Below are 18,594 nucleotides of genomic sequence, written 5' to 3' on the forward strand. Positions count from 1 at the left end.
GGACGTGCTCGTCCGGCCCTCTCCCCACCCCGTGCCGGTGGGGGGCGCATGGTCGCAGGTCCTACGTCCAAGGACTGATCGACCGGACCGATGTGCGGTCCGGGGTCCGGCTCATACGGTCCGATCATGACGACGACGGTTCTTGAACAACCCTCCGCGGGGATATTCGGGCGACGCCACCGCACGCTGACGGTGGGCGTGGTCGCCCTGATCGTGCTGGTGGCCTTCGAGGCGCTGGCGGTCGCGACCGCGATGCCGGTCGTGGGACGCGAGCTGGACGGGCTGGGGCTGTACGCCCTGGCCTTCAGCGGGGCGATGGCCGCGGGTGTGATCGCCACGGTGCTCGGCGGGCGCTGGGGCGACCTGCGCGGGCCGGTCGCTCCGCTCTGGGCGGGTGTGGCGGCCTTCGTGGCCGGGCTCGCGGTCAGCGGTTTCGCGCCCGGTATGGATGTGTTCGTCCTGGGGCGGTTCGTGCAGGGCTTCGGCGCGGGGATGTTCCAGGTCGCGATGTACGTGTTGGTCTCCCGGGTGTACCCGGCGAACCTGCATCCCCGGGTCTTCGCGGTCTTCGCCGCGGGCTGGGTGGTGCCCTCCATGGTCGGGCCGGTGATCGCGGGCCTGGTGGTGGAGAGCCTCGGCTGGCGCTGGGTCTTCCTGGGCGTGCCGCTGCTCGTGGCGCCCGCCGCCCTGCTGCTGTGGCGCGGGCTCGCCTCGGTCCCCGCGAGCGGGCACCCCGAGACGAGCGGGCACCCCGAGACGAGCGGGCACCCCGAGACGAGCGAGCACCGCGACATGAGCGGGCACCCCGACGCGCATGAGCGCTCCGGGACGGGGGAGCTCCCCGCCGTGACCGGCCGTACCGAGGCGAACGACCGTGCCGGGGCGAACGACCGTGCCGGGGCCGGCGGCCGTACCGCAACCGACGACCACGCCGGCCCGGCCGCTCGCACGCCGATCGCCAGGCGGCTCGGCTGGGCGGTGCTCACGGCCGCCGGAGCCGCGCTCACGCAGTACGGCGCGCAGTCCGGCGGGACGCACCCGGGTGAGACCGGGCCCGGCGGGACGGCGCCGGGCATCGGGATCGCCGTGCTCGGGGCCGGCCTGGTCCTGCTGGCCCTGTCGCTGCCCCGGCTGCTCCCGGCCGGCATCCTGCGCGGCGGGCGCGGCCTGCCCGCGGTGATCACTCTGCGCGGGATCGTGGCCGGGGCGTTCTTCGGCGGGGAGGTGTACCTGCCGCTGATGCTGCACGCCGAGCGCGGCCTGTCGCTCACCCAGGCCGGGGCGGTCCTCACCGGCGGCGCGCTGGCCTGGTCGCTGGCCTCCTGGATCGTCGGGCGCAGGCCGTACGACCGGACCGTGATCCTCACCTCCGGCCCGCTGCTGATCGCCGCGGGGCTGCTGATGATGGCCCTGACCGTGTTCCCCGGCGTCCCGGTCGCTTTGGCCTTCGCCGGCGAGGCCGTCGCGGGGTTCGGCATCGGGATCGTGTACCCGACGCTGTCGGTGCTCGTGCTGGAGTTGTCGGAGCCCGGCAGGCAGGGGGAGAACAGCGCCTCGATGGGCGTGGGGGAGTCGGTCTTCACGGTGATGACCGTCGCCGCCGGGGGAGCGATCGTCGCGAGGCTGGGCGCCACCGGCCCGGTCTACCTGGCGTGCTTCGCGGCGACGGCGCTGGTGGCGCTGGCCGGGACACTCGTCGCGCGGAGAACCGCACCCTGACCGTCCGTGGCACCATGGGAAGAACGCGTCCCTTCTTCGCGTTGAGGGGGAGTCCCGCCCAAGGCGGGATTCGCGTTTTCCAGGGGCGGACGAGATCAAGGGGAGTTCATGCCGCGTGTCTGCGCGCTCGAGGTGTTCCGGCTGGTCCTGCCGTACGGCAGGCGCCCCGAGAGCATCCTCGTCAGGCTCACCGACTACGGGGGCATGACCGGCTGGGGCGAGGTCGTCGACCCGGATCCCGAGACGTGGTCGGCTCTGCAGGAACGGCTCGCCCCGGCGCTGGTCGGCGTCGACTGGGAGCATCCCGACGAGCTGGGCGAGATCCCCGGCGGCTCGGCCGCGGACATGGCCTGCTGGGACCTGTGGGCGCGGATGCGCGGCGTCCCGCTGGCCCACGCCCTGGGCGGCAACCGCACCTCGCTGATGGCCACCGTCAGGATCGGCGCCGAGCGCAACCTGGACAGTCTGATCGCGCGGGTCAACCGGCACATCTGCGCCGGATACGCGCACATCACGATGGACGTGCACCCGGGCTGGGACGTCGAGCCGCTGCGGGCCGTACGCCACGCCTATCCGGCGCTGGGCATCGGCCTGGACGCCCGCGGCGCCTACACCGACGTCGAGGCCCTGGAGGCGCTGGACTCCTACGCCCCCTCGGCCATCGAGCGCCCGTTCACCGGCAACCTGGCCGACCACGCCGACCTGCAGGAGCGCGTCGCCGCGCCCGTCCTGCTGGAGGTGGCCTCGACGGCGGAGCTGGAGGAGGCGATCAGCGCGGGCGCGGGCCGCGCCCTGCTGCTGCGCCCCGCCGCGCTGGGCTCCCTGCGTGACGTACGGCGGGCGCACGACGCCGCCGTGGCGGCGGGCTGGGAGATCGCCTGCGCCGGCGGCCAGGGCACCGGCCTGGCCAGGGCGGCCACCGTGGCCGCGGCCAGCCTGCCCGGCTGCACCCTCCCGTGTGACGTGGCCGAACCGCCGCGCAGCGCCCAGATCGTCGCGCCTCCGGTCGGCGCCACCGGCGGCGTCGTGGCCGTCCCGCTGACCCAGCCGGGACTCGGCCACGGCATCGACGAGAACCGGGTCCGCCGCCTGGCCAAGGAGGCCTACCGGGTCTGAGCGCCGGGCTCGCCGGATTCGAGCGTCAGACCTGCCGGACCCGAGCGCCGGGCCCGCCGGGTCCGAGCGCCGCGGCGGCCTGCGGCCCGAGCCCCGGTCAGCCGCAGCCCTCGGCGATGTCCTTCACCACGGGGGTGCTGGACGGCTTGGGCACGCTCTTCACCACGGCCCGGGTCGTCGCCGTCGCGGAGGGGGCGGCGCTCGGCTCGGCGGAGGGGGAGACGGTCGCGGCCACCAGCGGGGGCGTGGCGACCGAGGCGCGGATGGCCTTGGCGGTGACGCTCCGGATCTTGATCCAGTCGGGGTAGCCGGTGTTGATCAGCGGCGGCACGAACTGCACGCTGGTCACCTTGGCGCTCTTGACCTTCAGGGCCAGCGGGACCAGGTGCTCCAGCATCGGGCGCGGGATGTCGGTCTTGAGCAGCTCCTTGGTCGCCAGGGCGACCCGGTTGAACCGGGAGAGCACGGTCGCGGGGTCGGCCTGGGAGAGCAAGGCGCCCAGCACGCAGCGCTGGCGGCCCATCCGGGTGTAGTCGTCGCTGTTGGTGCGCGAGCGGGCGAACCACATCGCGTCGGCGCCGCCGAGCCTGCGGGTGCCGGCCTTGACCACGCCCTCGTCGTACTTGCCGAAGACCACGTCCTCGGGCACGGTCACCGTCACGCCGCCGATGGCGTCGATGAGGCGGGCGAAGCCCCACATGTTGACCAGCGCGTACCAGTCGATCTTCAGTCCGAGGGTGTAGCCGACGGTGTCGATCAGGGTGCGCGCCCCCTGGTTCCGCCTGCCGCCGAAGATCTCCGGGTGGGCGTCGGCGTACTCCCACACGCCGAACAGCAGGTCGTCGCGCCCGCCGCCCGGGCCCACCGGCAGCCGGAAGCCGTCGGGGAAGCGCCGGGCCATCGGGCTGCCCGGGACGAAGCGCACGTTCTCCAGGTTGCGGGGGAGGCTGAACAGGACGGTGTTGCCCGTCTTGACGTCGATGCTGGCCACGTTGATGCTGTCGGTCCGCACGCCGGGCCGGTGGTCGTCGGCGTCGCCGCCGAGCAGCAGGATGTTCACCCGGGTCCGGCCGGCCCACGGGTCCTGCTCCTGCCCGCCCTCCCCGGTGGGCAGCGGGACGACCGGCGCGGTGAAGACGTCGTCCAGCGCGGTCTGGGAGACGGTGGCGTACTGGCCCACCAGCCCGAACGGCAGCAGCACGGTCACGGCGAGCATGCCCGCGACGGTCCCGGCCGCCGCCTGCCCGGTCGCGGGGAGCATGCCGGGCTTCAGCACCGCGAAGGAGTGCACGACCAGCGCGAACCACGCGACGCCGAGGGTGAAGGAGACGACGGTGATGATCGTCAACCAGGAGGAGGCCACCAGCTGCCCGGCGAGGTCGCCGAGGTCGGAGGTGAGCACGACCCACAGCAGGGCCAGCAGGGCTGCGGTATAGATCGACAGCAGCGCCAGCCCGGTACGCCGCCATCCCGCGCGCAGGTGGGCCGCTCCGGGCGCGACGGCCGACAGGACCGTCCACCCGATGACCGCGCCGACCCCGGGCGGATTTGATGAGTCCCCCACCTGCTCCCCGTTTCCTCCAGCTTGCGAGTCTTAATACCCACTTGGGCGCACGCAGAGTGAGATGGTAGGTCGATCATTTGGAATGAAGACGACGCCCGCGTGAACAGCATGGAAAGGCATCCTGATCAGTTCCGCCGCCCGCTAGTGGAATAAGATTCGGTCATGTCTTTCACCGAGATCGAGTACGGCGTGGCCGACGGTGTCGCCACCATCACTCTCAACCGGCCGGAACGCCTCAACGCCTTCACCTTCGTGATGCGCAGCGAGCTGATCGAGGCCTTCGACCTCGCGGACGCCGACGACGCGGTCCGCGCGGTGGTCGTCACCGGCCGGGGCCGCGCCTTCTGCGCCGGGGCCGATCTCGGAGGCGGCGGCGACACCTTCAACCACCGCAGGTCGGAGGAGATGTTCGGCGGCCAGGAGACCGTCGACGGCTCGCCCCGCGACGGCGGCGGCACGGTCGCGCTCCGCATCGCCCGCTCCCTCAAGCCGGTCATCGGCGCGATCAACGGCCCGGCCGTCGGCGTCGGGGTGACCATGACGCTGCCGATGGACGTCAGGCTCGCCTCCGACACGGCGAAGTTCGGCTTCGTCTTCGCCCGGCGCGGCATCGTGACCGAGGCCGCCTCCAGCTGGTTCCTGCCCCGCATCGTCGGCATCTCCCAGGCCATGGAGTGGGCCGCGACCGGACGGGTCTTCCCCGCCGCCGAGGCGCTCGAGGGCCGGCTGGTCTCCAGGGTCCTGCCCGCCGGGGAACTGCTGCCGGCCGCCTACGCCCTGGCCGGGGAGATCGCCGGCAACACCTCGGCGGTCTCGGTCGCCGCCATCCGCAGGCTCATGTGGTCGGGCCTGTCGGCCGCCTCCCCCTGGGAGGCCCACGGCGCCGACTCCAAGCTCATGCACGCCCTCGGCTCCGCCCCGGACGCCGCGGAGGGGGTCACGGCCTTCCTGGAGAAGCGTCAGGCGAACTTCCCGATGAAGGTCAGCCAGGACCTGCCGGAAGCCCTTCCCTTCTGGCCGGACAACCCGTACGAATAGGCTGATCTCATGTCCGACGTTCCCGTGTCCGATGTGCTGGGTCCCGGCTACGAGCTGACGGTCCTGCCCATGTCCGACGACTACGAGGGGGAGGTCGTCGCCTCCCTCGTGCGGCGCCGCGCCTCCGCGCCCACCGGCAGGGCCGTGCTCTACCTGCACGGGTTCACCGACTACTTCTTCCAGACCCACCTGGCCGAGCACTTCGCCGCCCAGGGGATCGACTTCTACGGCCTGGACCTGCGCAAGTACGGCCGGTCGCTGCTGCCGCACCAGACCCGCGGGTTCGTGCGCAGCCTGACCGAGTACTTCCCGGAGATCGACGAGGCGGTCCGGATCATCCGGCAGGACGACGGGCACGACACGGTGGTGCTCAACGCCCACTCCACCGGCGGCCTCATCGCCGCCCTGTGGGCCGACCGGGTCCGCGGCCGGGGGCTCGTGCAGGGCCTGGTGCTCAACAGCCCCTTCTTCGACCTCAACGTCCCCGCCGGGCTCAGGATCGCCGCCGACCTCCTGCGCGGCCCGATGTCCCGGCTGCCCACGCGCGCCGTACTGCCCCTCGGGCTGTCCACGGCGTACGGCACCAGCCTGCACCGGGAGCACCACGGCGAGTGGGACTTCGACCTGGAGTGGAAGCCGATCGGCGGCTTCCCGGTGCACGCGGCCTGGCTGGCGGCCGTACGGCGGGCCCACCGGCGCCTGCAGGGCGGACTGCGGGTGGACGCGCCCGTGCTGGTGCTGTGCGCGGAGAAGGGCCTGCAGATCCGCGACTTCACCCCCGAGGCCCAGAGCGCCGACACCGTGCTCGACCCCGAGCACATCGCCCGCTGGTCGACCAAGGTCGGCGGGCACGTCACCTGCGTGCGGGTGCCCGGCGGCATGCACGACCTGGTGCTGTCGCCCGAGCCCGCGCGCAAGCAGGTCTTCGCCGAGATGGACCGCTGGCTGGCCTGCTATCTGTGAGACGGCCCGCCCGTGACAAGGGGGGCTGTGACGCCCGGACGGCGATCCCCGGGGAGCTCACCGGCTCACCGGGGAGCGAGGCGGAGGATCACCAGGGGAAGGCGAACAGGCCGTAGTAGGCCGCCGCCACCAGCAGCAGGCCGGTGCCGCCGAGCACCCCGGCGATCGCGACGTGCTGGGGGCGGCTGGGACGCCAGCCCTCGCGCAGCCCGGAGACGACGGCCGCGGTCGCCGTGACCTCCTGCAGGAGCATCAGCACCGCCAGGATCCGGATGACCAGCCAGCCGGCGAGCACCGCGGGCCAGGCCCCCGCCTGGTTCACCGAGAACAGCACCAGCAGGACGATGAAGGCCAGCACCGAGACCAGCAGCCCCAGCCCGGTCCAGGCCATCCGGCGGAAGCGGCGCCGGATCGGCGGCCACAGCCGGGCGTTGGCCGCGGCGGGCAGGTGGCGCCCGCGTATCCGCACCACCATGGCGGCCACCGGGCCGGCCACGTAGCCGACGGCGGCCAGGCAGAGTGTGAGCCCCAGCATCGCGCCCCCGGCGTACCACGGGGCGGTGGGAACGTCGCTGGCCTCGAAGCGCTGGACCGGGGTGGCGCCGGCGACGGGCACCGACGGCACGGCCGTGTCCGGCAGGCCCTTGACCCAGTTGGTCAGCGTCTCCAGATAGCCGGGCGCGAACGGCCCGCCGTGCAGGCGCATGCCGTGGTCGGCCCCGTCGAGATAGCGGATCGTGTAGGACCGGTTGCCGCCCTCGGCCAGAGCGCGGGTGAGCACCTGGCTGCTCTCCACGAACGGGATCGACGGGTCGCGCGTGCCGTACAGGGCCAGGACCGGCTGGCGCATCCCGCGCAGCGCGGGCACGCCGTCGTGGCGCAGGAAGTTCATGTCCACCGCGCCCATCGCCCGGATGAGCAGCTCGCGCACCCCGCTGGGCGCGTGCAGCCGGTCCAGCTGCTCGCCCAGCGCCCAGCTGACCTGCCGCATGGGGGAGACGTTCGGCGCGGAGACCAGCACGGTGAAGCCGACATCCTCACTCTTGGCGGCCGCGATCGGCGCCACCCAGCTGCCCTCGCTGACCCCCCACAGCCCGATGCGCTCCGGGTCGACGTCCGGGCGCTTCTTGAGCGCGGCCAGCACGCGCAGCGCGTCGTCGGCCAGCAGGCCGAAGTCGCGGTGGCGGAAGTCGTAGCCCACGGTCCGCTTGTCGTAGGTGAGCGTGACGATCCCGGCCGTGGCCAGCCATTCGGCCTGGGTGGTGAACTCGTCGCGCACCCCGGGGCCCGCCCCCTGGACGAATATCAGCGCGGGGTGCCTGCCCGGGGTGATCGGGGCGCGGATCGTCGCCCCCAGGGTGGTGCCCCTGGCCTCGACGGTGATGTTCTGCGTGCTGATCCCGTTGTTCCTGATGACGGACCTGGTCTCGTCGGCGGGCTGGGCCGGCAGCGTCTGGAAGGCCGGATCGGCCACCATCGGCGACGGGTCGAAGGGTGGGGGGAGGGTGTAACCCACCGTCGCGAGAGCCACCATGATCAAAGCAGCGGCCACGCTCATCGTGCCCCGGCCCACCCGCATGCCGATCCGCTCTCCGATCACCGCTCGACCATGCGATGGTCGCTTTTTCGACCCGTCTTTCCCAAATTTCGCTGTAGATCTTCAAGACTACTCGTCGCAGGGGTTTTCCGGCGTTCCGGGGCGGTCCGGCGAGATCGGTGTGGTGAGAGTGGCGCCATATGTCGCTGAGGACTGTTAGCTTCAGGCGACATGCGCCTGCTGCACACATCGGACTGGCATCTGGGCCGGTCCTTCCACCGGGAGAGCCTGCTGCCCGCGCAGGGGGCCTTCGTCGACCACCTGATCGAGACGGTCAGGGCCGAGCGCGTCGACGTGGTCGTCGTCTCCGGTGACGTCTACGACCGGGCGCTGCCGTCGGTCGACGCGGTGGAGCTGTGCAACCAGGCCCTGCGACGGCTGGTCGCCGAGGGGGTGCGCACCGTCCTGATCAGCGGGAACCACGACTCCGCCCGCAGGCTCGGCTTCGGGGCCGACCTGATCGACGCCTCCGGGGTCCACCTGCGCACCGACCCCGCCCGGGTCGGCGAGCCCGTGATGATCGACGACCCGGCGGGGGGCGGGCAGGTGGCCTTCTACGGCATCCCCTACCTGGAGCCCGAGCTGGTCCGCGGCCCCTGGGAGCTGCCCGAGCGCACCCACACCGCCGCGATCGGGCACGCCATGTCGCTGATCCGGGCTGACGCGGCCTCGCGCGGCACGCGCTCGGTGGTGCTGGCCCACGCGTTCGTCACCGGCGGGCAGGCCAGCGACAGCGAGCGCGACATCAGCGTCGGCGGCGTCGCCCACGTCCCGGTCGGTGTCTTCGACGGCGCCGACTACGCCGCCCTGGGCCACCTGCACGGCCGCCAGCGGATGACCGAGAGCGTGCGCTACTCCGGCTCCCCGATCGCCTACTCCTTCTCCGAGCTCGGCCAGGTGAAGGGCTCCTGGCTGGTGGACCTCGGGCCGGACGGGTTCGCCGGCGCCGAGTTCGTCGAGGCCCCCGTGCCCCGGCGGCTGGGACGGCTGTCCGGCCGCCTGGAGGACCTGCTGACCGCCGAGGAGCACGCCGACCACGAAGACCGCTGGCTCCAGGTGGTGCTGACCGACCCGGTGCGCCCCAAGGGGGCGATGGAGCGCCTGCGGACCCGCTTCCCGCACACGCTCACCCTCTCCTTCGAGCCCGAGGGCGGCGTCCGGGAGCAGGTGACACGCGCCCGTACGGCGGGGCGGCCCGAGATCGAGGTGGCGCTCGACTTCGTCAGGGAGGTCCGCGGAGAGGCGGCCGACGCCGAGGAGACCCTGCTGCTGCAGCAGGCCGTGGAGGCCTGCCGTACGAAGGAGACGATGGCGTAGATGCGCCCGCACCGGCTGCAGATCACCGCGTTCGGCTCGTTCCCCGGCGAGGAGGAGGTCGACTTCGAGGCGCTGTCCGAGGCGGGGCTGTTCCTGATCCACGGCCCCACCGGCGCGGGCAAGACGACCGTGCTGGACGCCCTGTGCTACGCCCTGTACGGCCAGGTGCCCGGCCAGCGCAACAGCGCCAGGAACCTGCGCTGCGACCACGCCCCGCCCGGACGGGGCCCGCGCGTGGTCCTGGAGGTGACCATCCGGGGCCGGCGCTTCCGCATCACCCGCTCACCCGCCTGGCAGCGGCCCAAGCAGCGCGGCACCGGTACCACCCTGGAGCAGACCAAGGTCATCGTCGAGGAGCTGCTGTCCTCGGGCGAGTGGATGGGGCTGACCACCCGCGTCGACGAGGCCGGCGATCTGATCAGCGGCCTGCTCGGCATGAACGCCGCGCAGTTCTGCCAGGTCGCCATGTTGCCCCAGGGCGACTTCGCCCGTTTCCTGCGCGCCGACGGCGAGGAACGCCGCAAGGTCCTGGAGCGCCTGTTCTCCGTCAAGATCTACGCCGCGGCCGAGTCGTGGCTCGCCGAGCGCCGCACCGAGGCCTTCCGCGACCAGCAGGCGCTGCGCCGCGAGGTCGACGCCGCCCTCAACCGCATCGAGGAGGCCGCCGGTCCCGATCTCCTGGACGCCCTGGTCCCCGCCGCCGAACCGGCGCCCCCGCTTGAGCAGGACACCCCGCCGTGGGAGGACGCCCTGCCGGGAACGGGCGCGGGCGGACCGGGGAGGGCGCCCACGGCCGAGGACTCCGGGAACGGGGGATCGGCGGCGCGCTCCGGGGACGGCGGACCGGGAGCGGTGTCCGTGGCCGGGGACGGTGGCCCGGGGGTGGCATCGCCGGCCGGGGACGGCGGATCGGCTGTGCCGTCGGGGCCGTCGGGGGCGTCCTCTTCGGGAGACGGCGGGCCGGGAGTGCTTCCCCCGTCCGGGGACGGCCGGGCCGGGGTCCCCCTCTCGCCGCAGGACGACCCGCTGGGCTGGGCGGACGAGCTGGTACGGCTGGCCGCCGAGGAGGCCGACGCGGTGGCCCGGGGCGGGGCCGAGGGCGAGGCGGCCGCGCTGGAGGCCCGCAGGCGTCTGGAGGACGGCGTCGCCCTGGCCGACCGCCGGCGCCGGTACGCCGAGGCCCTGACCCGGAGCCGGATCCTCGACGAGAGGGCCGAGGAACGGGCCGACCTGGAGGCGATCCTCGCCGAGGCGGCCCGGGCCGACCGGGTGCTGCCCCTGGTCCAGGAGGCCGAACAGCGAGCCGAGGCGGCGGCCAAGGCCCGCAACCTCGCCGCCGACGCCCTCGCCCGCGCCCTCCCCCTGGCCCACACCGAGGGCGTCGTCCGTTCCCTGACCGCCGGGCTCTCCCCGGAGGAGGCCGAGGGGGTCGTCCGTCTCCTGGCCGGTGGACTCCCGTCGCAGGGTGGCGGAGGCGTCGTCCGTTCCCTGACCGGCGGGCTCTCTCCGCGGGACGGTGTGCTCTCCCTGGTCGAGGCCTTCCCGCCGGGGGAGAACGGCGACGGCGCGATCCTCCTGGCGGACGTCGCCGACGCCGCCCGCCTGGCGTCGCTGGAGCGCGACCGGCTGGAGGAGATCGCCCGGCTCGGTGAGCTGCGGGCCGAGGAGGCGCGGCTGGCCGTGCTCCTGCGCGATCGCGGGCACGAGCAGCGGGAGATCGTCCGGCTGGCCGATGAGCAGACCGCGGTCGACGCCCGCCTGGAGGAGCTGCCGGGCCTGCGGGAGCAGGCGGAGTCCCGCCTCACCGCCGCCCGCCTGGACGCCGCCCGGCTGCCCGCGGCCGAGGCGGCCAGGGACGCCGCCGCCGCCCGCCTGCGGGCGGTCGAGGAGCGCGACCGGCTCGCCGCGGCCCTGGAGGCCGCCCGGCGTGAGCTGGCGGCCGCGCTGTCCGCCCTGCCGGTGCCCGCAGGGGCCGTCGGCCTCGACCCGGCGCGGGGCCTCACGCCGCAGACACCCGGCCTCCGGGAGCTGCTCGGCGCCTGGGAACGCGACCGCCGCGACGCCCTCGCCGGGCTGGAGGGGCTGCGGGCCGAGGAGGCGCGGCTGGCGGAACTGGAGGCCGAGCTCGCCGCCCTCGACGAGGCCCTGCGGGAGCTGGCCGGTCAGGAGGCGGAGCTCGCCGGGGTCCGGAGCGAGTTGCCCGCCGTTCTCGCCGGCGCGTCGGCGCGGCTGGCCGCCGCCAGGGCCGAGGCCGCCGGGATCCCGCAGGCCCGGGCGGCGGCCGACGCCGCGGCCGCCACGCTGGAGGCGGCCCGGCGCCGCGACGCGCTGCGCACCGCCTGCGAAACGGCGCGGATCTCCCGGGCCGGGGCCGTCGACCACGCCCAGGAGCTCCGCGACCGGCTGCAGGGCCTGCGGCAGGCCCGCATCGACGGGATGGCGGCCGAACTCGCCGCCAAGCTCGTCCCCGGCGAGCCCTGTACGGTCTGCGGCTCGCCCGACCACCCCGCCCCGGCCGCACCGGCCGCCCAGGCCCCCACCGCCGACGACGAAGGCGCCGCGCAGCTCGCCTACGACGCGGCGCTGGAGCGCCGCCAGGCCGCGGAGAACGAGGTCGCCGCCCTCACCTCGCAGCTCGACGAGGCCCTGGGGGTGGCGGGGGAGCTGACCGTCGCGGAGGCCGAGGACGCGGTCGCCGGAGCCGGCCGGGACCTGGCCGCCCTGGTCGCCGCCGCGGAGGCCGAGCCCGGGCTGGCCGCCGAGGTGGAACGCCTCACCTCCGAACTGGAGGCGGTGACGGCGCGCGCCGGAGAGATCGCCCGCGATCTGGCCGAGGGACACGCCCGCAGGAACGGCGCCCACGCCGAGCAGGTCCGGCTGACGGCCCGCCTCGACGCGGCCCGGGACGGCGACGCCACCGTCCAGGCCCGCCGCGACCGGCTCACCGCCGAGGCCGGCGGCCTCGCGGCCGCCCTGGCCGCCGCCCTGCGCACCGAGGAGATCGCCGCCCGGCACCAGGAGGCCGCCACCCGCCACGGCATCGACCGCGACACCTTCGGCATCCGGCAGGACGGCCCGGCCGGCGGCCACGCCGCCGCGGACAACCCCGACGGCGCCGAGGGCAGGGTCGGCGGCCACCTCACCGCCGAGGGCGCGATGGCGCCCGATGAGGCTGAGGGCGCGATGGCGCCCGATGAGGCTGAGGGCGGAGCCGGTGGCCACCTCGCCGCCGACGATGCGATGGCGTCCGGCGGGGCCGGTGGCCACGGCGTCCTGGCCGCTGTGGAGCAGGCGGGGGGTGCCGGTCACACGGAGCCCGGCCCGCTCACCGTCGGGCGCGCCGTACAGGACCTCCGGGAGGCGGAGCGCCTCGTGGAGATCCTGCGGGAGTCGGCCGGGACCGTGGCCGCACTCATGGCGGAGGCCGAGAGCGTCAGGGCGGAGCTCGGGCGGGAGCAGGAGCGGTCCCGGGCGCTCGCGGTCGGGCTGTCCGCGCGCCGGGCGAATCTGGAGGCCCTCACCGCCGACGCGGACCGGTTGTCCGCGCGCCTGGACGAGGCGCGGGGGGAGGATCCGACGCTCGCCGCCCGGCTGGAACGGCTGACCGACGAGGCCGAGCTGCTCAAGGAGGCCCTCGAGGCCACCAGGGAGGAGAGGTCCACCGCGGCCGAGCTGGAGACGGCCCGGGCCCGGGCCGTGGCCGCGGTCACCGAGGCCGGGTTCCTGGGGCTCGACGACGCCCGGGCGGCGGTCCGCCCGGCCGCCGAGCAGGCGGACAAGGCCGGACGGCTGCGCGACCTCGACCGGGAGCGCGCCGCCGTCGACGCCCAGCTGGCCGACCCCGAGCTGATCGGCGCCGCCGCCGAGCCCGAACCCGACCTGGAGACGCTGAAGCGGGCCAGGGACGCGGCCGACGCCGCCCACGCCGGTGTGATCTCCGCCCGCGACCGGGCCGAGGCCCGCCGGGCCAGGCTGGTCACGCTCCGCGCCGAGCTGGCCGACTGCCTGGACCGCTGGCGGCCCGCCGCCGAACGGCACCGCCTGGCCGACCGGCTCGCCGCGCTGACCGGCGGCAACTCCACCGACAACCGGTGGAACATGCGGCTGTCGTCCTACGTCCTGGGTGAGCGGCTCCGGCAGGTGGTCGCCTCGGCCAACGAGCGGCTGGACCACATGTCGGGAGGGCGCTATCTCCTCGACCACGACCTCAGACGCTCGGCGGGCGACAGGAGCAGGTCGGGCGGCGGTCTCGGACTGCGCATCCTCGACGGCTGGACCGGCGTGGACCGCGACCCCGCGACGCTGTCCGGCGGGGAGAGCTTCATAACGTCGCTGGCGCTGGCCCTCGGCCTGGCCGACGTGGTCACCGCGGAGGCCGGGGGAGCGGAGCTCGGCACCCTCTTCGTCGACGAGGGCTTCGGCACCCTCGACGAGGACACCCTCGACGGCGTCCTCGACATCCTGGACGGCCTGCGCGACGGCGGCCGGGCCGTCGGCATCGTCAGCCACGTCGGCGAGCTGCGCACCCGCGTCCCCGCCCAGCTGCGGATCCGCAAGGACCGTCACGGCTCGACCATCCACCAGTGATCCGGCCGTCCACCGGCGGGACGCCCGCCGGCCGCCCCGGGCCGCCGGCGGCGCCCGCGCGGAGGCCGCGGCCCGCGGTGACGGCTCCGATGAGACTCCAACCGTACTGACAGTAAGCGATGTCACAGCTACGCTAAGGAGTGGCTGATGCCCGCCGATGGAGCGGCATGGACAGTTCGCGGGTTTGGCGCGCCTATCTCCTCGGCGGCATGGTCGTCGTGGCGATCTACCTGGCGATGCCGTACGGCATCGGCCGTGATCTGACATACGTCGCCATCGGCATGTCCAGCGCCACGGCCGCGTTCGTGGCGGCCGCCCGATCCCGCGGCGGGGTCCGCATGCTCTGGGCGCTCATGGCGGCCGGGCAGCTCGCCGCGGCCGTGGGCGACGCCATGTGGGTCTACTACGAGCACGTCGCCGAGGTCGACCCCTTCCCGTCACCGGCCGACGCCTTCTATCTGCTGCAGTATCCGCTCGTCGCCGGCGCCCTGCTCATGCTCGCCCGGCACCACCGCTCGCCCGAGAACCGGGAGGCCCTGCTCGACAGCGCCATCCTCACGGTCGGCCTGGTCCTGCCCTACTGGGTGCTCGTGATCGGCCCGAACCTCGGCGGATACGAGTCCCCTCTGGAACAGCTGATCACGCTGGGCTATCCGTTCAGCGACGTGCTGCTGCTGGCCGGGCTCGTGCTGGTGCTGGCGACCTCCCGCGCGCGGACCGCCGCCGGGCGCATGGTCATCGCCGCCATGATCCTGGTCATGGCCGGAGACATGATCTTCGTCCTGACCGGGGACGCGATCGTCTACGGCATGCCGATCTCACTGGCGCCGTTCCTGCTGTCCTACGTGATCTGGGGCGCCGCCGCGCTGCACCCCTCGGCCCGGGACCTGCTGCGCCCCACCTCCGACACGCCGCCCGCCTTCACCACCGGCCGCCTGCTCACGCTGACCGCCGTGGTCCTGCTCGCCCCCGGCACCCTGATCGTGCAGCTCGCCTTCGGCTTCGAGCTCAGCGCCTGGCCGGTCGCGATCACCTCCGCGGTGCTGTTCGTCCTGGTCGTGGCCCGCATGGCCGTCATGTTGCGCCGCCTGCAGCACCAGGCCCGCCGCCTGGACGAGATCGCCCGCACCGACATGCTCACCGGCCTGCCCAACCGCCGCACCCTGGACGCCCAGCTGGTCCGCGACTACGAACGCACCGCCCACGAGGACGTCCCGCTGACGCTGGCCATGCTCGACCTGGACCACTTCAAGCGCTTCAACGACACCTACGGCCACCAGGGCGGCGACCAGCTGCTGGCCGGGGCCGCCAGGGCCTGGAGCCTGCTGCTGAGCTCGGCCGACATGCTGGCCCGCTACGGCGGTGAGGAGTTCGTGCTGCTGATGCCCGGCCGCGATCTGGCGGCCGCCGAGCATCTGCTGCAGGCTCTGCGCCTGGTCACCCCGCACGAGCAGACCTTCTCGGCCGGTCTCGCGCTGTGGGACGGCCGGGAGACCCCCTTGCGGCTGCTGCGCCGCGCCGACACCGCGCTGTACGCCGCCAAGACCGCCGGACGCGACCGCGTCGTGCGGGCGGACCCGCCGTCCGAGACCGAGGGCCCGTCCCTGGAGCCCTCGGCGTTCGCGGGAGGATAGCCCCGCCCGGGGACAGGCGGGCTATCGGATCACCGCGGAGGCGAGGGCGCGTACGCGATCGGCGTGGGCGTCGTGGCCGATGATCACCGGCGGCTCGTTGTACGGCATGGCGTCGGAGGAGCGGCGCAGTTTGATGTACTGGCCGCAGGCGTCCACCGCGTAGGGCTCCATGTCGTCCTGCAGGGCGCCGATCACCGTGATGCCGTAGGTCTCGCCGATCCGGCGGAACAGCGCCACCGCCTCGCGCCGGTGCTCCTTGCCGAGGTTGCGGCCCAGCTCGTCCAGGACCAGGCACAGATGCCCGCCGCCGGAGGAGGCGATCGCCGCCGCGCAGACCAGCTTCACCGCCTTCTCGTCCATCAGCGCCGTGTTGGCCCGCCGGTTGTAGGGCACGAACCCCTGGCCCTCGCCCCGGCGCCACTTCGGCGTGACCCGCCAGGCCCAGCGCTGCTCGGGGTCGGCGGGCGCGGCCGGGACGGGGAACTCCAGCGTCGCGCCGTACCCGCCGTAGGAGGTGTCCAGCCGGTCGAACTCCTCGGCCACCCGGGTCAGCCGCGCCTTGATCGCCGCGGTCAGCGCCGCGCGGTGGACGGCGGTGGACTGCGCGGCCTCCTCCGCGCCCCGGGCGGCGGCGGTCAGGTCGCGCTGCCGGGTGGCGAGCTGGGTCTCGATCTGGCGGCGCTGGTGGCGTTCGTATTCCTCCTGGCCGCGCAGGTAGGACGAGAGCGCGGCGCACACGCCGGGGAAGGTGGCCTGCTCGCGCGCGGTCCGGCCGGCACCGGGCTCGGTCCGCTCCCGCAGCAGGAAGCGCAGCTCCTCCGGCATCTCCTCGTCCTGGCCGGGGAAGGTGTCGCGCAGCGCCTCGTCCAGGCGGCGCTCGGCCGCCCGCCACCACTCCTCGGCGGTCAGCGGGAGCTCGTGCTCGGGCAGCGCCTCCAGCCACTCCACCGCCCCCGCGGCGGTGCCGCCCCAGTCGCGGGCCAGCGCCTCCAGCCCCAGCCTCTCGCGGTCGGCGGCGACCGCGGCCGCCCGCTCACGGGCCTGGTCGCGCTCGCCCTCGTGGCGGGCCCGGCGGCCCTCCAGGCGTTCGATCTCCATGTTCCTGGTCCGGGCGCGGAAGTCCAGCGCACCGGCCTCCCGCTCGGCCTCGTCGACCTGGGGCGCGACCTCGGTCAGCGCCTCGGTCAGCTCGGTCAGCCGGGTGCGCAGCCCGGCCAGCCGCCGCTCCAGGCCGTCCAGCTCCACAGCCGCCCGGGCGCCCTCCAGCCGCCGCCCGGCGTCGGCCACCCCGTCCTCGGCGGCCCGTACGGCGCCCGCCGCCGCCTCCTGCACGTCACGCGCCCGGTGCAGCCGCAGCTCCGCGGCCTTGATCCGGGCCTCTCTGCCGGTGGCCACCGCCTCGAACGACCCCACCACGGTGACCCCCGCGGCGCTGACCAGCACCGACCCGGGCAGCCCCGCCAGGGCGCGGCCCGCCGCCTCCAGGTCGCCGGCGTCCACGATGACGGCGTGCTCGTGCGGCCACCCGCGGCCCCCGGTGACGCCGGGCCCGGACGCCTCGTCGTCGCGGGCGTGCTCGGCCACGTCGATCGCGTCCAGCAGGCCCGTCGCGCCGACGCCCGCCTCGCCGAGGGCCTTGAGCTGGGCGGCGGCCGGGCCGCCCTCGGCGTCGTCGAGCGCCGCCCGGGCGTCGCCGGCCTCGCGGTCGGCCACGCCCAGGGCCTTCAGCGCCTCGTTGAGCCGGGCCCTCGCCTGCGCCAGCTCGCCCTCGGCGGCCGGCACGTCGCGGCCGTCGGCCAGGCGCCGCCGCTCCTGCAGGGCGGGGATCCGGGCGCGCAGCTCGTCGGCGGAGTTCTCCGCCACGGCCCGGTCGGCCTCGAGCCTGGCGGCACGGGCCTGCAGACCGGCCAGCTCGGCGCGGGCCGCGGCCAGGGCACGGTCGAGCGTGTCCTCCTTCAGCGTGGCGATCTCCGCGCGGACCTCCCGGATCGCCTCCGCCGCGCGCTCGCCCGCCTCCTCGAACCGCTCCAGCTCGGCGGCCAGCGCCTCGTCCCGCCGCGCCGCGTCGGCGAGCCTGCGCGCCAGCCGTCCCCGCCAGCAGCGCAGCGCGTCCGCCAGACCGACCCTGGCCCGGTCGCGCCGGTCGAAGGTCTCCAGCAGCGCCCGCGACTCGCCTTCGAACTCCTTGAGCAGCTCCATGGCCCGCTCGGCCCGGACCCGCTTGGCGTGCTCGTCGCGCCGGGCCTCGCGCTCCTGGTCGAGCTCGGAGTCCAGACCGGTCAGCGCGGCGATCGCCTCGAAGACCCGCTCGGGGGAGATCTCGTTGAGGGGCTGGGAGAGCAGGTTGGTGGCGACCTTGCTCCGCACCGAGGTGGACAGGAACGACACGCACCGCACGCGGTCGCCGTACAGGAAGCGCGTCAGGTCGCGCGCGACCACGTCGCGCCGCCCGGCCGAGCGCGGCAGGGTCGCCCAGATCTCGTCGGCCCGCGCCACCCGCTCCGCCTCGGAGGGGGCGACGGCCATGCGCACCCCCCGCGTCCAGCGGATCTCCAGGTGCGGCGCCTCCTGGTTGACGCGCAGCCACACGGTCACCGCGTCGTCCATCGTGCCGGGCTCGGAGAAGACGCCCACGATGTAGCCGTGGGCCGCGCTGGCCCAGGACTTCCCCCCGGCTCCGGCCGCGAGCTCGGCGTTGAACAGCAGCTCGGCGACCGCCTTGGCGCCGGAGGCGAAGCGCCACTGCTCGTCGCCGAGCAGCGCCGTGATCATCGCGATGAACGACGACTTGCCCGCGCCGTTGGAGTCCTTCGGCCCGGCCCCGGCCACCACGATCAGCGTGCCCGGCACGATCGGCACCGGGTGGGTGGACAGCCGGGAGATGTTGACGGCCTGCACGGCGACCAGGACACGGTCGCCGACGACGTTCTCACTCGGCGCGCCCGCTCCGGAGTCCACCGCCACGAGACTCTCCTGAGCGGCCTCTCCGGCGTTCTTCCGTCCGGCGGCTTTCGCGGCCTGCTCCGGCTGCTCGGTCAACCCCGTCGTTCCTTCCCTGC

The 18,594-nt window shown here is 74.7% G+C and carries 10 protein-coding genes; 7 read left to right on the plus strand and 3 right to left on the minus strand.

The genetic code is table 11. From position 1 onward, the window contains the following. Nucleotides 1–126: 126 nt before the first annotated feature. Nucleotides 127–1,719 carry an MFS transporter gene (locus tag Pta02_RS06270; protein ID WP_239129731.1) on the plus strand — a complete coding sequence of 531 codons (1,593 nt, stop codon included), beginning with the start codon at nucleotides 127–129 and terminating at the stop codon, nucleotides 1,717–1,719. Nucleotides 1,720–1,827: 108 nt separating this feature from the next. Then, nucleotides 1,828–2,835: an enolase C-terminal domain-like protein gene (locus Pta02_RS06275; RefSeq protein WP_203873727.1), complete on the plus strand. Its 1,008-nt coding sequence runs from the start codon at nucleotides 1,828–1,830 to the stop codon at nucleotides 2,833–2,835. Nucleotides 2,836–2,932: 97 nt separating this feature from the next. On the opposite strand, the gene Pta02_RS06280 is transcribed toward Pta02_RS06275, so the two are convergent. Beyond that, entirely contained in the window at nucleotides 2,933–4,399 is a 1,467-nt protein-coding gene (locus Pta02_RS06280) for an LCP family protein (RefSeq protein WP_203873728.1), read from the minus strand. A gap of 162 nt (nucleotides 4,400–4,561) precedes the next feature. Here Pta02_RS06280 and Pta02_RS06285 point away from each other — a divergent pair, with 162 nt between their 5' ends. Together Pta02_RS06285 and Pta02_RS06290 are read left to right on the plus strand one after the other, a co-directional pair. Then, nucleotides 4,562–5,437: an enoyl-CoA hydratase-related protein gene (locus Pta02_RS06285; RefSeq protein ID WP_203873729.1), complete on the plus strand. Its 876-nt coding sequence runs from the start codon at nucleotides 4,562–4,564 to the stop codon at nucleotides 5,435–5,437. A gap of 9 nt (nucleotides 5,438–5,446) precedes the next feature. After that, complete coding sequence (locus Pta02_RS06290) at nucleotides 5,447–6,400, plus strand: alpha/beta hydrolase (protein WP_239129733.1); 954 nt, start codon at nucleotides 5,447–5,449, stop codon at nucleotides 6,398–6,400. Nucleotides 6,401–6,488: 88 nt separating this feature from the next. On the opposite strand, the gene Pta02_RS06295 is transcribed toward Pta02_RS06290, so the two are convergent. Beyond that, nucleotides 6,489–8,000, minus strand: a complete 1,512-nt coding sequence (locus tag Pta02_RS06295; protein ID WP_239129735.1) for an alpha/beta hydrolase family protein — start codon at nucleotides 7,998–8,000, stop codon at nucleotides 6,489–6,491. Between the two features lie 168 nt (nucleotides 8,001–8,168). Here Pta02_RS06295 and Pta02_RS06300 point away from each other — a divergent pair, with 168 nt between their 5' ends. The 3 genes from Pta02_RS06300 (at nucleotide 8,169) to Pta02_RS06310 (ending at nucleotide 15,535) form a co-directional block, all read left to right on the plus strand. Next, the gene (locus Pta02_RS06300) at nucleotides 8,169–9,314 is read left to right on the plus strand and encodes an exonuclease SbcCD subunit D (RefSeq protein WP_203873730.1); all 1,146 of its coding nucleotides are present in this window, start codon (nucleotides 8,169–8,171) and stop codon (nucleotides 9,312–9,314) included. Next, nucleotides 9,315–13,901 (plus strand): AAA family ATPase, encoded by a 4,587-nt coding sequence (locus tag Pta02_RS41840; protein ID WP_275423559.1) that lies wholly within the window; start codon nucleotides 9,315–9,317, stop codon nucleotides 13,899–13,901. A gap of 167 nt (nucleotides 13,902–14,068) precedes the next feature. Beyond that, a complete protein-coding gene (locus tag Pta02_RS06310; RefSeq protein WP_203873731.1) occupies nucleotides 14,069–15,535 on the plus strand; it encodes a GGDEF domain-containing protein in 1,467 nt (488 codons plus the stop codon). 21 nt (nucleotides 15,536–15,556) lie between these two features. Here Pta02_RS06310 and Pta02_RS06315 read toward each other — a convergent pair whose 3' ends face one another. Further along, on the minus strand, nucleotides 15,557–18,574 hold the full coding sequence (locus tag Pta02_RS06315) for a coiled-coil domain-containing protein (protein ID WP_239129737.1): 3,018 nt from the start codon (nucleotides 18,572–18,574) through the stop codon (nucleotides 15,557–15,559). Between the last annotated feature and the right edge of the window lie 20 nt (nucleotides 18,575–18,594).

The sequence above is a fragment of the Paraplanobispora takensis genome, from assembly GCF_016863195.1.
Classification (GTDB): domain Bacteria; phylum Actinomycetota; class Actinomycetes; order Streptosporangiales; family Streptosporangiaceae; genus Planobispora; species Planobispora takensis.

Coding starts and splice junctions, on each gene's coding strand:
- Pta02_RS06285 (WP_203873729.1), top strand. CDS start 4,562: ATGTCTTTCACCGAGATCGAGTACGGCGTGGCCGACGGTGTCGCCACC.
- Pta02_RS06275 (WP_203873727.1), top strand. CDS start 1,828: ATGCCGCGTGTCTGCGCGCTCGAGGTGTTCCGGCTGGTCCTGCCGTAC.
- Pta02_RS06290 (WP_239129733.1), top strand. CDS start 5,447: ATGTCCGACGTTCCCGTGTCCGATGTGCTGGGTCCCGGCTACGAGCTG.
- Pta02_RS06270 (WP_239129731.1), top strand. CDS start 127: ATGACGACGACGGTTCTTGAACAACCCTCCGCGGGGATATTCGGGCGA.
- Pta02_RS06300 (WP_203873730.1), top strand. CDS start 8,169: ATGCGCCTGCTGCACACATCGGACTGGCATCTGGGCCGGTCCTTCCAC.
- Pta02_RS06310 (WP_203873731.1), top strand. CDS start 14,069: ATGGACAGTTCGCGGGTTTGGCGCGCCTATCTCCTCGGCGGCATGGTC.
- Pta02_RS41840 (WP_275423559.1), top strand. CDS start 9,315: ATGCGCCCGCACCGGCTGCAGATCACCGCGTTCGGCTCGTTCCCCGGC.